This is a genomic window from Speluncibacter jeojiensis, from assembly GCF_029589495.1.
Taxonomy (GTDB): Bacteria; Actinomycetota; Actinomycetes; order Mycobacteriales; family Mycobacteriaceae; genus Speluncibacter; species Speluncibacter jeojiensis.
This window is the reverse complement of record NZ_JAAIVF010000012.1, coordinates 16,768-34,545: the sequence shown is the minus strand read 5'-3', so window position 1 is coordinate 34,545 and position 17,778 is coordinate 16,768. Positions and strand designations below refer to the sequence as shown.

Below are 17,778 nucleotides of genomic sequence, written 5' to 3'. Positions count from 1 at the left end.
GCGGCCATAGCGGAGCGGGAAACGCCCGGACCCATCCCGAACCCGGAAGCTAAGCCCTCCAGCGCCGATGGTACTGCACTCGACAGGGTGTGGGAGAGTAGGACACCGCCGAACACACATTCCACGAAAGGGGACCCCACCACGGGTCCCCTTTCGTGCGTTTCCAGGCAAATTCATCGGAAGGAACGGCAGTGGCGGAGAGCCAGGGCGAGAGGCGTCCGCATCGGCGTTCGGGTGACGCGGGTGAGCGAGCGGGCGGTGGACGCGGTCGATCCGATGGCGCCGAGCGCCGCGGGCAACCGCGCCGGAGCGACTCTCGTCAGGGCGGCGAATCGCGCCACGGCGGATTCAACCGTGGGGATCGCCGAGACGACCGTTCCGATCGCCGGGACGGAAACCGTCGCGGCGGCGAGGGCCGGTTCGACGGGTCGGCCGGCGGCAGGCGGCCGGGTCGACCGGACGAGCCGGAGATTCCCGAGGAAATCCAGGCGAGCGACCTGGACCCTGAGATCCGCCGCGATCTGCTCAGCCTGGACAAATCGAACGCGACTGCGGTCGCGAGACACCTGGTGATGGCCGGACAACTGGTCGACGAGGATCCGCAGCTGGCACTCGCCCACGCGCGGGCCGCGCGTGGGCGGGCAGGCCGCATCGCGGTAGTCCGCGAGGCCGCGGGCATCACGGCTTACCACGCCGGCGAATGGGCCGAGGCGCTGTCGGAGCTGCGCGCCGCGCGGCGCATGGCGGGCGGTCCCGGACTGCTGGCGGTCATGGCCGACTGCGAACGAGGAATGGGCAGGCCGGAGCGGGCCATCGAACTGGGTCGCAGCGATGAGGCGCGTGCCCTGTCGGGCGACGATGCGACGGAACTGCGCATCGTGGTTGCCGGCGCACGGATGGACTTGGGTCAGAACGATGCGGCCGTCGTCACCCTGCAGACGCCTGAACTGGATCCGGCGCGCACGGGAGCGGCGGCTGCTCGCCTGTTCTATGCGTACGCCGATGCGCTCGTCGCGGCGGGTCGCAAGAAGGACGCCCTGACGTGGTTCCTCAACGCTGCGGCGGCGGACCTCGACGGTGACACTGATGCCGAAGAAAGGGTTGCCGAGCTCTCGGAGTCCGATCGATGACGGCGCTGGGGGAGTCGTACGACGTCCTGTTCCTCGACCTCGACGGCACCGTCTACCGCGGTGATGCGGCGATTCCCGGTGCGCGGCAAGCGCTCTCGGATGTGTCTGCGCGGCAGTACTTCGTCACCAACAACGCGAGCCGGACCCCCGCGACCGTGGCGGACCACCTGATCGATCTCGGTTTCCACGCGCCCGTCGATGCGGTTGTGACCAGTGCACAGTCGGCCGCGCGACTGGTCGCGGAGATGGTCGACCCCGGTTCCGTGGTGTTGGTCGTGGGCACCGAGGCCCTCGCGGAGGAGATACGCCTGGTCGGACTCGAGCCGGTGCGCCGGTTCGCCGATGCGCCCGTCGCGGTCGTGCAGGGGCTGACCAAAGACGTCAACTGGGAGATGCTGGCCGAGGCGGCACTGGCGATCCGTGCGGGCGCGGTGTGGGTGGCGTCGAACGTGGACACCACGTTGCCGACCGAACGCGGCCTGCTGCCGGGGAACGGTGCCATCGTCGCTGCGTTGCGGGCGGCCACCGGGCGCGAACCGCACATCGCCGGCAAGCCCGCGCGACCGATCATGGACGACGCCGTTCGCCGCAGTGGCGGCCGTCGACCGCTGGTGGTCGGCGACCGCCTGGACACCGACATCGAGGCCGCGCATGCGCTCGGTGCGGACAGCCTGCTGGTGCTCACCGGTGTATCGACCGCCTGGGATGTCATCAATGCCCCGGCCCACCGACGGCCGACCTACATCGGCGCGGATCTGCGCGCGTTGCATCAGTCGCCGGCGGAGTTGAGGATCGGACCGCGGCCGGCGTGGCACGTCGAATCCGACGGCGACGACGTCATCGTCGAGGCATGCGCGGATGCGGCCGATGTCCTCGACGGTCTCCGTGCGGTGGCGGACACCGCGTGGCGGATCGGAGATCTGGTGCGGCTGGTGCCGCGCGGCGAGGCTGCGCACCGCATGGTGACGGGCTGGCGGTGACCCGGTGGTGTACGCGGCGATCTGTGCCCGGCCACGAGTCCCATCCGACGTCGGGATCGACTAGCGTTGGCGGCGATGAACAGTTCCATGCCGCTTCCCGGACCGCCACGCACGGCGGATCCGCAGCAGATCCACGCCGATGTCGACGAGCTGCTCGAACTGGTCGATCGGCTCGGCAGCTTCGGAGCGCCGGACGATGAAGACCGGTCCGTCTCAGCTGAGGACGGGCACGCAGCCGGGGAGCCGATGCTCGGCCGGATGGCAGGGCTGCTCGAGCAGGCACACGACGTGCTGGTGGCGGGACTGTCGACCGTGGACAAGGCCTGAGGTGGCGCGCCGCGCACGTGCCGACGCCGAACTGGTGCGACGAGGACTGGCACGCTCCCGCGAGCACGCGGTCGAGCTGATCAACGCCGGCCGCGTCAAGAGCGCCGGAACGGTCATCGCGAAGCCGGCGACGGCGATCGAATCGGGCGCCCCGCTGAACGTGGTGGCCGAGCAGAACGAGGTCAACTGGGCGTCGCGGGGTGCGCACAAGCTGTTGGGTGCGCTCGAGGCGTTCACGCCGGGCGGACTCGTCGTATCCGGCCGTCGGTGTCTCGACGCCGGTGCCTCAACCGGTGGTTTCACCGATGTGCTGCTCAGCAAGGGCGCCCGCGAGGTCGTCGCGGTGGATGTCGGTTACGGGCAGCTGATCTGGCGACTGCAATCCGATCCGCGTGTGCAGGTGCATGACCGGACCAACGTCCGGTCCATCGACGCCGAGACCATCGGCGGCACCGTCGAACTCGTGGTCGGCGACCTGTCGTTCATCTCGTTGGAACTGGTGCTGCCCGCCCTGGCGAACTGTGCCGGACCGGACACGGACCTGCTCCCCATGGTCAAGCCTCAGTTCGAGGTCGGGAAGGACCGTGTCGGTGCGGGCGGGGTCGTGCGGGATCCGGGGCTGCGTGCGGAGGCCGTGCATGCCGTCGCGCTGGAGGCGGAGCGCCTCGGCATGTGGACGGCCGGGGTCGTCGCCAGCCCGCTGCCCGGTCCGTCGGGCAACGTCGAGTACTTTCTCTGGCTGCGGACGTCCACCGATGCCCCGCGTCCGCAGGAATCGCTGGAGGACATGGTGATCCGCGCCGTTCGGGAGGGACCGCAGTGAGTGCCACGGCAGCCGGTCGCGAGATACTGTTGGTCGCGCACACCGGACGCGAGAACATCGCGGATACCGCCGCACGCGTCGCCGCGATCCTTGGCGACGGCGGCATCGGTGTCCGGGTACTCGCCGACGAGGACACCGGAGCCCAACTCGCGCGTACCGACGACCCGGATGACGACCGGGTGGACCTGACCGCTCCGATCACTCCCGAGGCACTGCACGCCCAGGATGTCGCGGTGACCATGGTCGCCAACGGTCCCGACGCGGCCGTGGGCTGCGAGATGGTCGTCGTCCTCGGCGGCGACGGCACGTTCCTGCGGGCGGCAGAACTGGCGCGGTCAGCGGATGTGCCGGTGCTCGGTATCAACCTCGGCCGCATCGGTTTCCTCGCCGAGGCCGAGGCGGAGCACCTGGACGAGGCGCTGGCGCAGGTGGTGCGCCGCGAGTATCGGGTCGAACACCGGATGACGCTCGACGTGAGCGTCCGAACCGATGGTCAGATCCTGGGCCGGGGCTGGGCGCTCAACGAGATGAGTATCGAGAACGGCCCACGACTGGGCGTCCTCGAACTGCTCGTGGAACTGGACGGACGGCCGGTGTCCGCCTACGGCTGCGACGGCATGCTGGTCTCGACGCCGACCGGTTCGACGGCCTACGCGTTCTCGGCGGGGGGCCCGGTGGTCTGGCCCGAACTCGAGGCGATCCTCGTCGTGCCGAGCAATGCTCACGCACTGTTCGCGCGGCCCATGGTGATCAGCCCGTACTCGGTCGTGGCGGTCGACGTCGACCCGGCCGGTCACGGCGCGGTCGTCTACTGCGACGGGCGCCGCACGATCGAGGTCCCGGCCGGGGGCCGGGTGGAGGTGGTCCGCGGGCGCCGGCCGGTCAAATGGATCCGGCTGGACTCCGCGCCGTTCGCGGACCGCCTGGTCCGCAAGTTCCAGTTGCCCGTGCAGGGGTGGCGCGGCACCCGGCACTGACCGCGACACGCATGTGCGCACATGTGTTCTAACTTGTCGGGTGGTGCGGTTAGGCTCGTCCCGTGCTGGCTGAGATACGAATTACCGGACTCGGCGTCATTTCCGAGGCGTCTGCGGATCTGCACCCGGGCTTCACCGCGCTGACAGGTGAGACCGGCGCGGGCAAGACCATGGTGGTGACGAGTCTGCACCTGCTGGCGGGTGGACGCGCGGACGCGTCCCGGGTGCGCACCGACTCACCGCGGGCGGTCGTCGAAGGGCGGTTCAGCACCGACGGCGCGCCTGGCCCGGTCCTCGAGGAGATCGCCGAGGTCACCGACTCCTGCGGCGCGGAGGTCGACGACGACGGCAGCATCATCGCTGTGCGCACCGTCGGCAAGGACGGCCGCTCTCGGGCGCACCTCGGCGGACGCAGCGTGCCGGTGGGCACGCTCACGCAGCTGACCTCGCCACTGTTGACGGTGCACGGTCAGAACGATCAGCTCCGGCTGCTCAAGCCCGGCGAGCAGCGTGCGGCGCTCGACCGGTTCGGCGACGACACGGTCGGGCCGTTGCTGGATCGATACCGCAAGGTCCGGGCCGAGTGGATGGGCACCCGGCGCGAGCTCGAGGAGCGCACCAGCCGCTCGCGCGAGCTCGCCCAGGAGGCGGATCGACTGACGTTCGGCCTCGGCGAGATCGATGCGGTCGACCCGCAACCGGGCGAGGACGAGACGATCGCGGCGGACGTGCGCCGACTGAGCGACCTGGACTCGCTGAGGTCGGCTGCGCTGGAGGCGCACGTCGCGCTGGCGGGAGGCTCCGAGTACGACTCCGAGTCCGCCGAGTCGACGGGTGCGCTGGAGTTGGTGTCGGCGGCGCGGGCACGGCTGGACTCCGCCGACGACGGGGCGCTGCGCGAGATGGTGCCGCGGCTCGATGAGTTGCTCGCGTTGGCCGCCGACATCTCGGGGGATCTGGGCAGCTATCTCGCCGGCCTGCCGACTGACACCGATGCGCTCGAGGGCCTCCTCACCCGGCAGGCCGAACTCAAGGCGCTGACCCGCAAGTACGCGGCGGACGTCGACGGTGTGCTCGCCTGGGCCGCGGAGGCGCGCGAGCGGCTGGCGAAGATCGACGTCTCGGCCGACGCGCTGGCCGAACTCGAGGCCCGGGTCGGCGAGCTGAGCGCAAAGGTCGCACTCGCGGCCGTGAAACTCAGCACGGCGCGATGCAAGGCTGCCACGAAGCTGGCCAAGGCGGTCACCGCGGAACTGTCCGGTCTGGCGATGGGCAAGGCTCGGCTCGAGGTCGAGGTCTCCGTCGTCGAGGCGTCGCCAGGGGACGATGCAGACCTCGTCGTGGACGGGCGCATCCTGCACGCGGGTCCGCACGGCGTCGACACCGTCGAGTTCCGGCTCGGCGCCCACCCCACCGCGGACGCGCTGCCGATCGGCAAGACGGCCTCGGGCGGCGAACTGTCCCGGGTGATGCTCGCCCTCGAGGTCGTGCTGGCCGCGCAGGGCGGCGGCACGACGATGGTTTTCGACGAGGTGGACGCAGGGGTGGGCGGCCGGGCCGCGGTCGAGATCGGCCGTCGGCTGGCCAAGCTCTCACGCACCCACCAGGTCATCGTGGTCACCCACCTGCCGCAAGTTGCGGCCTTCGCTGACACGCATCTGGTCGTCGACAAGGTCGACGATCGTGGGGGCCTGATCCAGAGCGGAGTCCGCGCATTGGGGGACGACGAGCGGGTGGTCGAGTTGGCGCGGATGCTCGCGGGCCTCGACGACACCGAAACCGGTCGCGCCCATGCGGAGGAGTTGCTCGCCGCTGCGGCGTCGGCGCGCGCCGAGTAAGGCCGCCGCCGGCCTGCCCGACGTCGCGGCGCGCTCGATAGCACATGGCGGCGCTGCGGGGAAGCGGCAGAGGTGGGACACCTCGGCGCGCCTCCACAGGTCCGCGCACCGGTCGGGTGATCATCGAGGACATGAAGATGCCCGCCTTGCTGTCGCGAACCACCGAGTCGCTGCCCGGTATCACCGGAATCGCCAGAGTCGATCGCAACACCGCAAAGCTGTTGCGTCGCGTCGGCCCCGGAGACATCGTGGTGCTGGACGAACTGGACCTCGACAGGGTCACCGCCGACGCTCTCGTCGAAGCGGAGATCCTGGCGGTGGTCAACGCGTCGCCCTCGATCTCCGGGCGATACCCGAACCTCGGTCCGGAGGTACTGGCCGCCGCCGGCATCACCATCATCGATGCGATCGGTGCCGAGGGCTTCAAGAAGATCAAGGACGGGGCCAAGGTCCGGCTCAACGACGGCGGCGTCTACGCCGGCGACCGGCGTCTGGCCAAGGGGACCGAGCTGTCCGAGGAGGAGATCTCGGACCTGATGATCGAGGCCAAGACCGGGCTCGTCGATCATCTCGAGGCCTTCTCCGGCAACACCATCGAGTTCATCCGCAGCGAGAGTCCGCTGCTGATCGACGGCGTCGGCGTGCCGGACGTCGACGTGAACATGGAGAACCGTCACGTCATCGTGGTCGCCGACGGCACCGATCACGTGACGGATCTGAAGAACCTCAAGCCGTTCATCAAGGAGTACTCGCCGATCCTGATCGGCGTCAATCGTGGCGCGGATGCGTTGGTGAAGGCCGGGTACCGACCTGACCTGATCGTCGGCGATCCGGAGGGGATCTCCACCGAGGCGCTCAAATCCGGTGCGCAGGTAGTACTTCCGGCGGATCAGGACGGGCATGCCGCGGGGCTCGAACGCATCCAGGATCTCGGCATCGGCGCGATGACGTTCCCCGCATCGGGTGCGCCGGCCGACCTCGCGCTGCTGTTGGCCGACCACCACGGCGCCTCGCTGATCGTGACCGTCGGTGCCTCGGCGTCCCTCGACGACTTCTTCGACCGCGGTCGTCGGGACTCGAACCCGTCTGCCTTCCTGACCCGGATGAAGGTGGGGCAGAAGCTCGTCGACGGCAAGGCGGTCGCGACGCTGTACCGCAGTCGGGTCTCCGGTGCCGCCATCGCGCTGCTCGTGCTGGCCGCGCTGGTCGCCGTGGCGGTCGCGGTCGTGGTCACCAACAGTGACCACACCGTCATCAACTGGCTCGTCGACGAGTGGAACCGCTTCGCGCTCTGGGTGCAGGGACTGTTCAAGTGATCTCTTTGCGTCATCATGTGATCTCGTTGGCCGCGGTCTTTCTCGCGTTGGCGGTCGGCGTGGTCCTCGGCTCGAGCACCCTGTCCAACGGTCTGCTGTCCGGGCTGAGCTCGGACAAGTCGGAACTGCAGGATCAGGTTCACGCGCTGCAGGGGCAGGTGAACAACCAACAGCAGCAACTGAATTCGGCGGACATCTTTGATTCTGCGATCTCCGGCCGAGTGGTTCACGACGCGCTCGCGCAGCACAGCGTGGTGATCTTCACCGCGCCGGACGCCCGGCGACCGGACGTCGATGCGGTGGCGAAGACGATCGAGGCGGCCGGCGGTTCCGTGGCGGGTCGGGTCGGATTGACGGACTCGTTCGTCAGCCTCACCGGGGCGGACAAGCTGCGCAGCACCATCGCCAACGTCATCCCCGCGGGTGTCCAACTCAGCACCGCTGCGGTGGATCCGGGCAGCCTCGCCGGCGATCTGCTGGGGTCGGTGCTGCTACTCAACCCGCAGAACAACCAGACGCAGAGCACTCCGCAGGAGCGCGACCTCGCGATGCAGACGCTGCGCTCGGGTGGGTTCATCGCCTACGACGACGGCGCCGTCAAGCCCGCCCAACTGGCCCTCGTGATCACCGGGGGGGCGGCGAAGGGCGGCGACGGCAACACCGGTGCGACGGTGGCGCGCTTCGCCGCCGGCCTCGATGGCCGCGGCGGGGGCACGGTTCTGGCGGGGGCCACCGGGTCGGCCGACGGCAATGCCGCAGTCGCGATGGCGCGCTCGGATGCGGCGATCTCGAGCAAGGTCAGCACCGTCGACGACGTCGACCACAGTTCGGGCCAGATCACGACGGTACTGGCGTTGCAGCAGCAACTCGACAACAAGGCGGGCAAGTACGGCACCGGTGTCGGCGCGGAGGCGGTGACGGTCGGCAGCTGACCGCGTTTCGGCGCGTCATGAGGTGTCACAACCCGAGTGGTGTTACCGTGAAGACCCGTGGGTCGACACGCCCATACTCCACCTGCGTCAGTCATCACGGGAGCTTCGTTGCCACTGTCACGCCAGCATGCGCGTACCGCCACCAAGCACATCTTCGTCACCGGGGGCGTCGCCTCTTCGCTCGGTAAGGGTCTGACGGCATCCAGCCTCGGCCAGCTGCTGACGGCGCGCGGTCTGCGCGTGACCATGCAGAAGCTCGACCCTTACCTGAACGTCGACCCCGGGACCATGAACCCGTTCCAGCACGGCGAGGTCTTCGTGACCGAGGACGGGGCCGAGACCGACCTGGACGTCGGCCACTATGAGCGGTTCCTCGACCGCGACCTGCCCGGCTCGGCGAACGTGACCACCGGCCAGGTGTACTCCACGGTGATCGCCAAGGAGCGCCGCGGCGAGTACCTCGGCGACACCGTGCAGGTGATCCCGCACATCACCGACGAGATCAAGAACCGCATCCTCGCGATGACCGGTGCCGACCCGCAGGGCCAGGTGCCCGACGTGGTGATCACCGAGATCGGCGGCACCGTCGGTGACATCGAGTCGCAGCCGTTCCTCGAGGCCGCGCGGCAGATCCGGCACGACGTCGGACGCGACAACGTCTTCTTCCTGCACGTGTCGCTGGTGCCGTACCTGGCCCCGTCCGGCGAGCTGAAGACCAAACCCACCCAGCACTCGGTGGCGGCGCTGCGCAACATCGGCATCCAGCCCGATGCACTGATCCTGCGCGCCGACCGGGACGTGCCGGATGCACTCAAGAGCAAGATCGCGCTGATGTGCGACGTCGACGTCGAGGGCGTCATCTCGACCCCGGACGCCCCGTCGATCTACGACATCCCGAAGGTGCTGCACCGTGAGCGTCTCGACGCCTACGTGGTGCGCAAGCTGGGCCTGCCGTTCCGCGACGTCGACTGGACGGTGTGGGGCGACCTGCTCAAGCGCGTCCACGAGCCCCGGGAGAGCGTGCGCATCGCGCTGGTCGGCAAGTATGTCGACCTGCCGGACGCGTACCTGTCGGTCACCGAGGCGCTGCGGGCCGGCGGGTTCGCGCACCGGGCGAAGGTCGAGATCGTGTGGGTGCCGTCGGACGAGTGCGGGACGCCTGCGGGCGCGCAGGCCGCTCTGTCCGACGTCGACGCCGTGATGATCCCGGGCGGGTTCGGCATCCGGGGCATCGAGGGCAAGCTCGGCGCGATCGAGTACGCGCGCACGCGCATGCTGCCGCTGCTGGGGCTGTGTCTGGGCCTGCAGTGCGTGGTGATCGAGGCTGCACGGTCGGTCGGGCTGGCGGACGCCAACTCGAGCGAGTTCGACCCGGAGACCACCCACCCGGTGATCTCGACGATGGCCGACCAGGAGCGGGCCGTGGCAGGTGAGGCCGATCTCGGCGGAACCATGCGCCTCGGTGCGTATCCGGCCGTGCTGGACAAGGGTTCCGTGGTGGCGGCCGCCTACGGCAGCGAGGAGGTCTCCGAGCGGCACCGGCACCGCTTCGAGGTCAACAACGCCTACCGCGACCGCATCGCGAAGAGCGGGCTGCGGTTCTCCGGCACCTCGCCGGACGGCCGGCTGGTCGAGTTCGTCGAATACCCCGCCGACGTGCATCCGTTCTTCGTCGCGACCCAGGCCCACCCCGAGCTCAAGAGTCGCCCGACCCGTCCGCACCCGCTGTTCGCCGCGCTGATCAAGGCGGCGCTGGCGTACAAGGCCGCCGAGCGGCTGCCGGTCGACATCCCGGGTCAGACCGAGGACGACCTGGACACCGACGGCGACGAGTCGCCGGACACGGTAGTCGCGGCGCAGCAGTGACCCTCGGCGCTCACGACGACCCCACCGGGGGTCCCGCCGACCGGCACCGCTTCGACGTGCTGGGCTCGGAGACCGTGTACGACGGGGCGATCGTGGCGCTGCGGGTGGACGAGGTGCGCATGCCCGGCGGGGCGTCGGCACGCCGGGAGGTCGTCGAGCACTTCGGTGCGGTGGTCGTCGCGGCAGTGGACGAGCGGGACCGGCTGACCATGGTCCGGCAGTACCGACACCCGCTGGGGCAGCGGTTGTGGGAGCTGCCTGCCGGGTTACTGGACATCGCCGGGGAGGACCCGGTGGTGGCCGCCCGCCGTGAGCTGGCCGAGGAGACGGGCCTGGCGGCGGTGCGGTGGTCGGCGCTGGTCGACCTCGCCGCCTCGCCGGGCTTCACAGACGAGGTGGTCCGGGTCTTCCTCGCCGAGGGGCTGAGCGACGTGGAGCGGCCCGAGCCCGAGCACGAGGAGGCGGACCTGGAGATCGTGCAGGTCGAGCTGGACCGCGCCGTGCAGATGGTGTTCGACGGAGAGGTCGTCAATGCCTCGGCGGCCGCCGGGATCCTCGCGCTGGCCGCGGTGCGGGCCGGTCGGGCGCGACCGCGGCCGGCCGACGCGCCCTGGACATTCGCCTCGCGTGCGTTCGCCGAACGCAAGGTGCGTGCCGCCGGCGACGGGGCTGAGTCCGAGGCCGAGACCGCTCGGCCGGGTCGGTGACGTGCTCGCCGATCAGATCCGCGCCTATCTCGACCATCTGACGGTCGAGCGCGGGGCTGCTCGCAACACGCTCAGCTCGTATCGGCGGGACCTGGAGCGCTACCGGCACCACCTGGCGGAGCGGGGGGTCGACGACCTGTCGGGTGTCACCGAGCGGGACGTCGCGGACTTCGTCGTGGCGTTGCGCCGCGGGGATCCGGACCACGATTCGCCGGGGTTGGCGCCCAGCTCGGCGGCGCGGGCGCTGATCGCGGCCCGGGGCCTGCACCGCTTCGCCGCTGCCGAGGGGTTCACCGTGGTCGACGTCGCCCGGGACGTCAAGCCGCCGCAACCCGGCCGGCGCCTGCCGAAGTCGTTGCCCGTCGACCAGGTGCTCGCGCTGCTCGAGGCGGCCGGTGGCGACGGCGAGACCGCGACGCCGCTGTCGCTGCGGAATCGGGCACTGCTCGAGGTGCTCTATTCCACCGGTGCGCGGATCTCCGAGGCCGTCGGGCTCGACATCGACGACGTCGACGCCGAGACCCGATCGGTGTTGCTGCGGGGCAAGGGCGGCAAGGACCGGATGGTGCCGGTCGGGCGCCCCGCGCTGGCCGCGTTGGACGCGTACGTGGTGCGTGGGCGCCCTGGCCTGCTCACCCGCGGCACGCCGGCGGTGTTCGTGAACAGCCGCGGCGGCCGGTTGTCCCGGCAAAGCGCCTGGCAGGTGCTGCACGGCGCAGCCGAGCGCGCCGGGGTCGTCGGGGCGGTGTCACCGCACACGCTGCGGCACTCCTTCGCCACGCACCTGCTCGACGGCGGCGCGGATGTGCGGGTGGTGCAGGAACTGCTCGGGCATGCCTCGGTGACGACGACCCAGGTGTACACGCTGGTCACCGTCGGTGCGTTGCGCGAGGTGTGGGCCGGGGCCCACCCGCGGGCCCGGTGAGCGGCGCCGGTGATCGGCGGCGGTGATCCTCGACGCGCCACGGATGCGGGGCACTGGCCATTAGGCTGCAACGCGAAATAAGCTCGCAGGGTTCTGACAAGCGGAGGGGAGCACGCACTGTGACGACACCGCAGCCGTCTGCGTTCGGGTCGGCGGAGCACACCGGTTCCGACCACGCGCTGACCCTGGCGCCGCGTCCGGCGGAGTCCGGAGCCGGTGACGAACAGCCCGCGCCCGACCCCGCGGAGCTCGGCCCCACCGGCCGGCCGAGGCGGGACATCCCCGAGCCGCGCCCGGTGTCGACGCACGGTCCCGCGCTGGTCGTCGCCATGTGCAATCAGAAGGGCGGGGTCGGAAAGACGACGTCGACGATCAACCTCGGTGCGGCGCTGGCCGAGTACGGCCGCCGGGTGCTGCTCGTCGACCTCGATCCGCAAGGGGCGCTGTCGGCCGGCCTCGGTGTCGCCCACCACGACCTCGACCAGACCGTGTACAACCTGCTCGTCGAACCGAAGGTGTCGGTCGACGACGTCCTCATGCACACCCGCGTCGAGGGCCTGGACCTGCTGCCGAGCAACATCGACCTGTCCGCCGCGGAGATCCAACTGGTCAGCGAGGTCGGACGGGAGCAGGCGCTGGCCCGCGTGCTGTATCCGGTGCTCGACCAGTACGACTACGTGCTGGTCGACTGTCAGCCGTCGCTCGGTCTGCTCACCGTGAACGCGTTGGCCTGCGCGGACGAGGTGCTCATCCCGATGGAGTGTGAGTATTTCAGCCTGCGTGGGCTGGCGCTGCTCAACGACACCGTCGACAAGGTGCGCGACCGGCTCAACCCCAAGCTGACCCTTGCGGGCATCCTGGTGACCATGTTCGACGCCCGCACCCTCCACTCGCGCGAGGTGATGGCCCGCGTGGTGGAGGTGTTCGGCGACCTGGTCTACGACACGGTGATCTCCCGCACGGTCCGGTTCCCCGAGACCAGCGTGGCCGGTGAGCCGATCACCTCGTGGGCGCCGAAGTCCGGCGGTGCGCTGGCCTACCGGGCGCTCGCGTGCGAGGTCGTCTCCAGGACCGGCCGCTGACAGTGACGAGTACCGAGGGTGCCGCCTCGACCGGCACCGTCGAGGCGGTCGGGACGGCCGAAGCAGCTCCGGGATCGCCGCCCACCGGCGCCGCCGAGGGGGGCTTCCGGGTTCGGCTGCACAACTTCGAGGGTCCCTTCGACCTGCTGCTGACCCTGATCGGCCAGCGCGAACTCGACGTGACCGAGGTGGCGCTGCACCAGGTCACCGACGACTTCATCGCCTACACCAGGACACTCGGCGCCGAGATGGGCCTGGACACGACAACCGAGTTCCTGGTGGTTGCGGCGACCTTGCTGGACCTGAAGGCGGCGCGGCTGCTGCCGTCCGGCGAGGTGGAAGACGCCGAGGACCTCGCGCTGCTCGAGGCTCGCGACCTGCTGTTCGCCCGGCTGCTGCAGTACCGCGCGTACAAGCAGGTTGCCGAGCTGTTCGGTGAGCTGGAGGCGGCGGCGCTGCGCCGGTATCCGAGGTCGGTGGCACTGGAGGACCGCTTCGCGAACCTGCTGCCCGAGGTCATGATCGGCGTGGACGTGGGGCGGTTCGCGGAGATCGCGGCCGCCGCGTTCCGCCCCCGCCCGGTCCCCACCGTCGGTCTGGACCATCTGCACGCGCCGACCGTGTCGGTGCCCGAGCACGCCGCGCGGGTGCTGGAGTTGCTGCGGGAGCGGAGGAGCGGACAATGGGCGACGTTCGGGGAGCTGGTGGCCGAGTGCGAGCAGGCGGTGGAGATCGTGGCGCGCTTCCTGGGGCTGCTCGAGCTCTACCGCGGACGCTCGGTGCTGTTCGAGCAGCGTGAGCCGCTGGGCGATCTGCTGGTCACCTGGACCGCCGACGAGGAGGGGCCGGTGATCACCGCGGAGGACTACGGATGAGTGAGATGCACCACGACTTCGGCGACGTCGACGAGGCCGATCCGGTCCTCGCCGGACGCGAGTTGGAGGCGGTGCTCGAGTCGATCCTGCTCGTCGTCGACACCCCGGTGGACGAGGAGACACTGGCGTCGGTCACCGGCATCGACCGTCGCACGATCGCAACCACGCTGCGCGCCATGGCTTCCGGGTTCGACGAGCGCGGCAGCGGATTCGATCTGCGGTACGCCGCGGACGGGTGGCGCTTCTACACCCGCAACGAGCACGCGCCGTACGTCGAGCGACTGCTCCTCGACGGGGCCAGGTCGAAGCTGACCCGCGCGGCTTTGGAAACCCTGGCGGTCGTGGCTTACCGTCAACCGTTGACCCGCGCGCGGGTGAGCGCTGTGCGTGGGGTCAACGTGGACGGCGTCATGCGCACGTTGCTGGCCCGGGGACTGATCGCCGAGGCGGGTACCGATCCGGAGACCAACGCGACGACCTACGTGACGACCGAGATGTTCCTCGAACGGCTCGGGTTGGCCTCGCTGGCCGATCTGCCACCGCTGGCGCCACTGCTCCCGGACGTCGATCTGATCGACGACATCAGCGAGGGCCTCGAGGACGAGCCACGATTTGCCAAACTGAACAACCGGGGCGGTGCCGCCCGTGGCACCGGCGGTGCCATCGGTACCGGCCCCAGACAAACCGACATGGATGTGGACGAGTAAGTGAACAGACCCGCTCGCCGTGATGGCACACCGGATCGAAACAAGCGTCAGGGAACTCCCGCCAGGGGCGGGACCGCGAAGGGCGCACCGCACAAGAGCCGCGGCGCCGCCGGCAAGACCGGCGCGGGTGCGGCCGGCACCGCGAAGGGCGCCGGCAAGCCGACTCGGGGGAAGCCTGTGGACGGCAAGTCCGCCGGTGGCAGGCCGACCGGTGGCGGCAAGCCCACGCCGAAGAAGAACGCCGCGAAGAAGAATGCCAAGCCGCAGCGTCAGCACAGCGCGCCCACCAAGCTGAGCAACGCCAAACCGGCCCGCCACCAGGGCTCGGGTCCGGTCGCGACGTCGTTCGAGCCGCGGGCGGTCGGCGGCCATCCGAAGGGCGAGGGGACCCGCCTGCAGAAGGTGCTCGCGCAGGCGGGCGTCGCCTCCAGGCGTGCGGCCGAGGAACTGATCGCGCAGGGCCGGGTCGAGGTCGATGGCGCGATCGTCACCGAGCAGGGCCTGCGCATCGACCCGAACACGGCGGTCGTGCGCGTCGACGGTACCCGCATCGTCATCGCCGCCGAGCTCGTGCACCTGGCGCTGAACAAGCCGCGCGGCTGGCAGTCGACCATGTCCGACGACCTCGGACGTCCCTGTGTCGGCGACATCGTGGCCGAGCGGGTGGCGGCCGGTCAGCGGCTGTTCCATGTGGGCCGGCTCGACGCGGACACCGAGGGACTGCTGCTGCTCACCAACGACGGCGACCTGGCACACCGCCTGATGCACCCGTCGTACGAGGTGTCGAAGACGTATCTGGCGACGGTGGCCGGCGAGGTCGCCCGTGGCATCGGCAAACAGTTGCGCGCCGGCGTCGAGCTCGAGGACGGGATTGCGCGGGCCGACTCGTTCACGGTGCGCGGCATCAACGAGGGCAAGTCGCTCGTCGAGCTGACGCTGCACGAGGGCCGCAAGCACATCGTGCGCCGGCTGCTGGACGCGGTCGGGCACCCGGTGATCCGGCTGGTGCGCACCGACATCGGCCCGGTCGCGCTGGGCGACCAGCGGCCGGGGACGTTGCGCGCGCTCAACCGCGCCGAGGTCGGCGGACTCTACGAGCAGGTGGGACTGTGAACCCGGTGACAGGTCGACTGGTCGTGGCGATGGACGGTCCGTCGGGCACCGGCAAGTCGAGCGTGTCGCGGCGCCTCGCGCAGGCGCTGGGGGCGAGCTACCTGGACACCGGTGCGATGTACCGGGTCGCGACCCTGCAGGTGTTACGGGCCGGAGCGGACCTGGCCGACCCCGCGGCGATCGCCGCGGCGGTGGACGGGCTGCCGCTGAGCATCGGATCGGACCCGTCGGGCGAGCAGGTGCTGCTCGCCGGTGAGGACGTGGCCCACGAGATCCGCGGCGCCGCCGTGACCGGCGCGGTCTCGGCCGTGGCGGCCGTGCCGCCGGTGCGCACCCTGCTGCTCGAACAGCAGCGTGCGCTGGCGGCGGGCGCCGACCGGATCGTGGTCGAGGGCCGCGACATCGGAACCGAGGTGCTTCCGGACGCCGATGTGAAGATCTATCTGACCGCCTCGGCCGAGGCGCGCGCCGACCGGCGGAACCTGCAGAACATCGCCGAGGGGCGCGGGGACGACTACGCGGCCGTGCTGGCCGACGTGCAGCGCCGCGACCACCTCGATTCGACCCGCGCGGCCTCGCCGCTGCGGACCGCCGAGGACGCGGACGTCGTCGACACCAGCGAGCTGGGGCTCGACGAGGTGATCGAGGTGCTGGTGGCATTGGTCAACGAGCGAATGGGAGCGGCAACGTGAGCGAGCAGTTCTTCGGTGGTGCTGCGGACGGCGCGGGCCCCGAGTCGTTCGACTACTCGGCCGACGGCACCTGGTCGGAGGAGTCGGACTGGGAGTACGCCGACGTCGAGGGCGTCGGTGAGGCGGAGGACGCGGGTCCGGTTCCGGTGCTCGCGGTCGTCGGCCGGCCCAACGTCGGCAAGTCGACGCTGGTGAACCGGATCATCGGTCGGCGAGAGGCGGTCGTCGAGGACGTCCCGGGCGTCACCCGCGACCGGGTGTCCTACGACGCCAACTGGGCGGGCCGGCGATTCACCGTGCAGGACACCGGCGGCTGGGAACCGGACGCCAAGGGCCTGCAGCAGTCGGTGGCGCGGCAGGCCGAGCAGGCGATGGCGACCGCGGACGCGATCGTGCTGGTCGTCGACGCGGTGGTCGGCGCGACCGCCACCGATGAGGCGGTGGCGCGCGTGTTGCGCCGGTCCAAGGCGCCGGTGATCCTGGTGGCCAACAAGGTCGACGACGAGCGCCTGGAGGCCGAGGCCGCCGCACTGTGGTCACTGGGGCTGGGGGAGCCGCACACGGTGTCCGCCACCCACGGCCGCGGCACCGGTGACCTGCTCGATGTGGTCCTCGAGGCGCTGCCGCAGACCCCGCGCGAAGGCAGTGCCATCGGTGGACCGCGCCGGGTGGCGCTGGTCGGGAAGCCGAACGTCGGCAAGTCAAGCCTGATCAACAAGCTCTCCGGTGACGAGCGCTCGGTGGTGCACGACGTCGCGGGCACGACCGTCGACCCGGTGGACTCGCTCGTCGAACTCGGCGGGAAGGTGTGGAAGTTCGTCGACACCGCCGGGCTGCGCAAGCGCGTCAGCCAAGCCAGCGGGCACGAGTTCTATGCGTCGCTGCGCACCAAGTCGGCGATCGAGGCCGCCGAGGTCGCGATCCTGCTGATCGACGCGTCCGAGCCGATCACCGAGCAGGACCAGCGGGTGCTGTCGATGGTCGCCGAGGCGGGCCGGGCGCTGGTGCTGGCGTTCAACAAGTGGGACCTCGTCGACGAGGACCGCCGGTACACCCTCGCCAAGGAGATCGACCGGGATCTGGTCCGGGTGCCGTGGGCGCAGCGGGTCAACATCTCGGCGAAGACCGGTCGTGCCGTGCAGAAGCTGGTGCCGGCGCTGGAGACCGCGCTCGACTCGTGGGACAAGCGGATCCCGACCGGCCGGCTCAACAACTGGCTCAAGGAGATCATCGCTGCGACGCCGCCGCCGCTGCGTGGTGGCCGGCTGCCGCGGGTGCTGTTCGCGACCCAGGCGGGCACCCGGCCCCCGACGTTCGTGCTGTTCACCACGGGGTTCCTGGAGGCCGGGTACCGCCGGTTCCTCGAGCGGAAGCTGCGTGAGGAGTTCAACTTCGACGGATCGCCGGTGCGGATCTCGGTGCGCGTGCGGGAGAAGCGGGACCGTCGCAAGAAGTAGCCGGATGCGGCGACGACAGGGCGATTGGCAC

The 17,778-nt window shown here is 70.4% G+C and carries 17 protein-coding genes and 1 rRNA gene; all 18 read left to right on the top strand.

The window, feature by feature from the left end; genetic code table 11:
- A 5S ribosomal RNA gene (rrf, locus tag G4X40_RS22575) occupies positions 1 to 114 on the top strand; the annotation flags it as partial.
- Positions 115 to 191: 77 nt separating this feature from the next.
- On the top strand, positions 192 to 1,130 hold the full coding sequence (locus G4X40_RS22570) for a hypothetical protein (RefSeq protein WP_277835880.1): 939 nt from the start codon (positions 192 to 194) through the stop codon (positions 1,128 to 1,130).
- Complete coding sequence (locus tag G4X40_RS22565) at positions 1,127 to 2,110, top strand: HAD-IIA family hydrolase (protein ID WP_277835879.1); 984 nt, start codon at positions 1,127 to 1,129, stop codon at positions 2,108 to 2,110. Before G4X40_RS22570 ends, G4X40_RS22565 begins: the two co-directional genes overlap by 4 nt.
- Before the next feature lie 75 nt (positions 2,111 to 2,185).
- Positions 2,186 to 2,437, top strand: coding sequence for a hypothetical protein (locus G4X40_RS22560; protein WP_277835878.1), 252 nt, complete (start codon positions 2,186 to 2,188; stop codon positions 2,435 to 2,437).
- A 1-nt stretch (position 2,438) separates the two neighbouring features.
- A complete protein-coding gene (locus G4X40_RS22555; RefSeq protein ID WP_277835877.1) occupies positions 2,439 to 3,260 on the top strand; it encodes a TlyA family RNA methyltransferase in 822 nt (273 codons plus the stop codon).
- On the top strand, positions 3,257 to 4,237 hold the full coding sequence (locus tag G4X40_RS22550; RefSeq protein ID WP_277835876.1) for an NAD kinase: 981 nt from the start codon (positions 3,257 to 3,259) through the stop codon (positions 4,235 to 4,237). The genes G4X40_RS22555 and G4X40_RS22550 overlap by 4 nt, the downstream gene beginning before the upstream one ends.
- Positions 4,238 to 4,299: 62 nt before the next feature.
- Entirely contained in the window at positions 4,300 to 6,075 is a 1,776-nt protein-coding gene (gene recN, locus G4X40_RS22545; RefSeq protein ID WP_277835875.1) for a DNA repair protein RecN, read from the top strand.
- A gap of 131 nt (positions 6,076 to 6,206) precedes the next feature.
- Complete coding sequence (gene steA, locus G4X40_RS22540; RefSeq protein WP_277835874.1) at positions 6,207 to 7,391, top strand: putative cytokinetic ring protein SteA; 1,185 nt, start codon at positions 6,207 to 6,209, stop codon at positions 7,389 to 7,391.
- Positions 7,388 to 8,323 (top strand): copper transporter, encoded by a 936-nt coding sequence (locus G4X40_RS22535; RefSeq protein ID WP_277835873.1) that lies wholly within the window; start codon positions 7,388 to 7,390, stop codon positions 8,321 to 8,323. Before steA ends, G4X40_RS22535 begins: the two co-directional genes overlap by 4 nt.
- 108 nt (positions 8,324 to 8,431) lie before the next feature.
- Positions 8,432 to 10,189, top strand: a complete 1,758-nt coding sequence (locus tag G4X40_RS22530; RefSeq protein ID WP_277835872.1) for a CTP synthase — start codon at positions 8,432 to 8,434, stop codon at positions 10,187 to 10,189.
- Positions 10,186 to 10,896 carry an NUDIX domain-containing protein gene (locus G4X40_RS22525; protein WP_277835871.1) on the top strand — a complete coding sequence of 237 codons (711 nt, stop codon included), beginning with the start codon at positions 10,186 to 10,188 and terminating at the stop codon, positions 10,894 to 10,896. Before G4X40_RS22530 ends, G4X40_RS22525 begins: the two co-directional genes overlap by 4 nt.
- Before the next feature lies 1 nt (position 10,897).
- On the top strand, positions 10,898 to 11,821 hold the full coding sequence (locus G4X40_RS22520; RefSeq protein WP_277835870.1) for a site-specific tyrosine recombinase XerD: 924 nt from the start codon (positions 10,898 to 10,900) through the stop codon (positions 11,819 to 11,821).
- 179 nt (positions 11,822 to 12,000) lie between these two features.
- Positions 12,001 to 12,903 carry a ParA family protein gene (locus G4X40_RS22515; protein ID WP_408642277.1) on the top strand — a complete coding sequence of 301 codons (903 nt, stop codon included), beginning with the start codon at positions 12,001 to 12,003 and terminating at the stop codon, positions 12,901 to 12,903.
- Between the two features lie 2 nt (positions 12,904 to 12,905).
- Positions 12,906 to 13,778 (top strand): segregation and condensation protein A, encoded by an 873-nt coding sequence (locus G4X40_RS22510; RefSeq protein WP_408642275.1) that lies wholly within the window; start codon positions 12,906 to 12,908, stop codon positions 13,776 to 13,778.
- A 5-nt stretch (positions 13,779 to 13,783) separates the two neighbouring features.
- Positions 13,784 to 14,485 carry an SMC-Scp complex subunit ScpB gene (gene scpB, locus G4X40_RS22505; RefSeq protein WP_277835885.1) on the top strand — a complete coding sequence of 234 codons (702 nt, stop codon included), beginning with the start codon at positions 13,784 to 13,786 and terminating at the stop codon, positions 14,483 to 14,485.
- Positions 14,486 to 15,598: a pseudouridine synthase gene (locus G4X40_RS22500; RefSeq protein WP_277835869.1), complete on the top strand. Its 1,113-nt coding sequence runs from the start codon at positions 14,486 to 14,488 to the stop codon at positions 15,596 to 15,598.
- Positions 15,599 to 15,627: 29 nt separating this feature from the next.
- A complete protein-coding gene (cmk, locus tag G4X40_RS22495) occupies positions 15,628 to 16,290 on the top strand; it encodes a (d)CMP kinase (RefSeq protein ID WP_277835884.1) in 663 nt (220 codons plus the stop codon).
- A complete protein-coding gene (der, locus tag G4X40_RS22490; protein WP_277835868.1) occupies positions 16,287 to 17,747 on the top strand; it encodes a ribosome biogenesis GTPase Der in 1,461 nt (486 codons plus the stop codon). Before cmk ends, der begins: the two co-directional genes overlap by 4 nt.
- The last annotated feature ends 31 nt before the right edge of the window (positions 17,748 to 17,778 follow it).

What these genes read in the sequence shown, in the direction of transcription:
- cmk (WP_277835884.1), top strand. Translation starts at nt 15,628, where the DNA reads ATGGACGGTCCGTCGGGCACCGGCAAGTCGAGCGTGTCGCGGCGCCTC.
- G4X40_RS22565 (WP_277835879.1), top strand. Translation starts at nt 1,127, where the DNA reads ATGACGGCGCTGGGGGAGTCGTACGACGTCCTGTTCCTCGACCTCGAC.
- G4X40_RS22560 (WP_277835878.1), top strand. Translation starts at nt 2,186, where the DNA reads ATGAACAGTTCCATGCCGCTTCCCGGACCGCCACGCACGGCGGATCCG.
- scpB (WP_277835885.1), top strand. Translation starts at nt 13,784, where the DNA reads ATGCACCACGACTTCGGCGACGTCGACGAGGCCGATCCGGTCCTCGCC.
- steA (WP_277835874.1), top strand. Translation starts at nt 6,207, where the DNA reads ATGAAGATGCCCGCCTTGCTGTCGCGAACCACCGAGTCGCTGCCCGGT.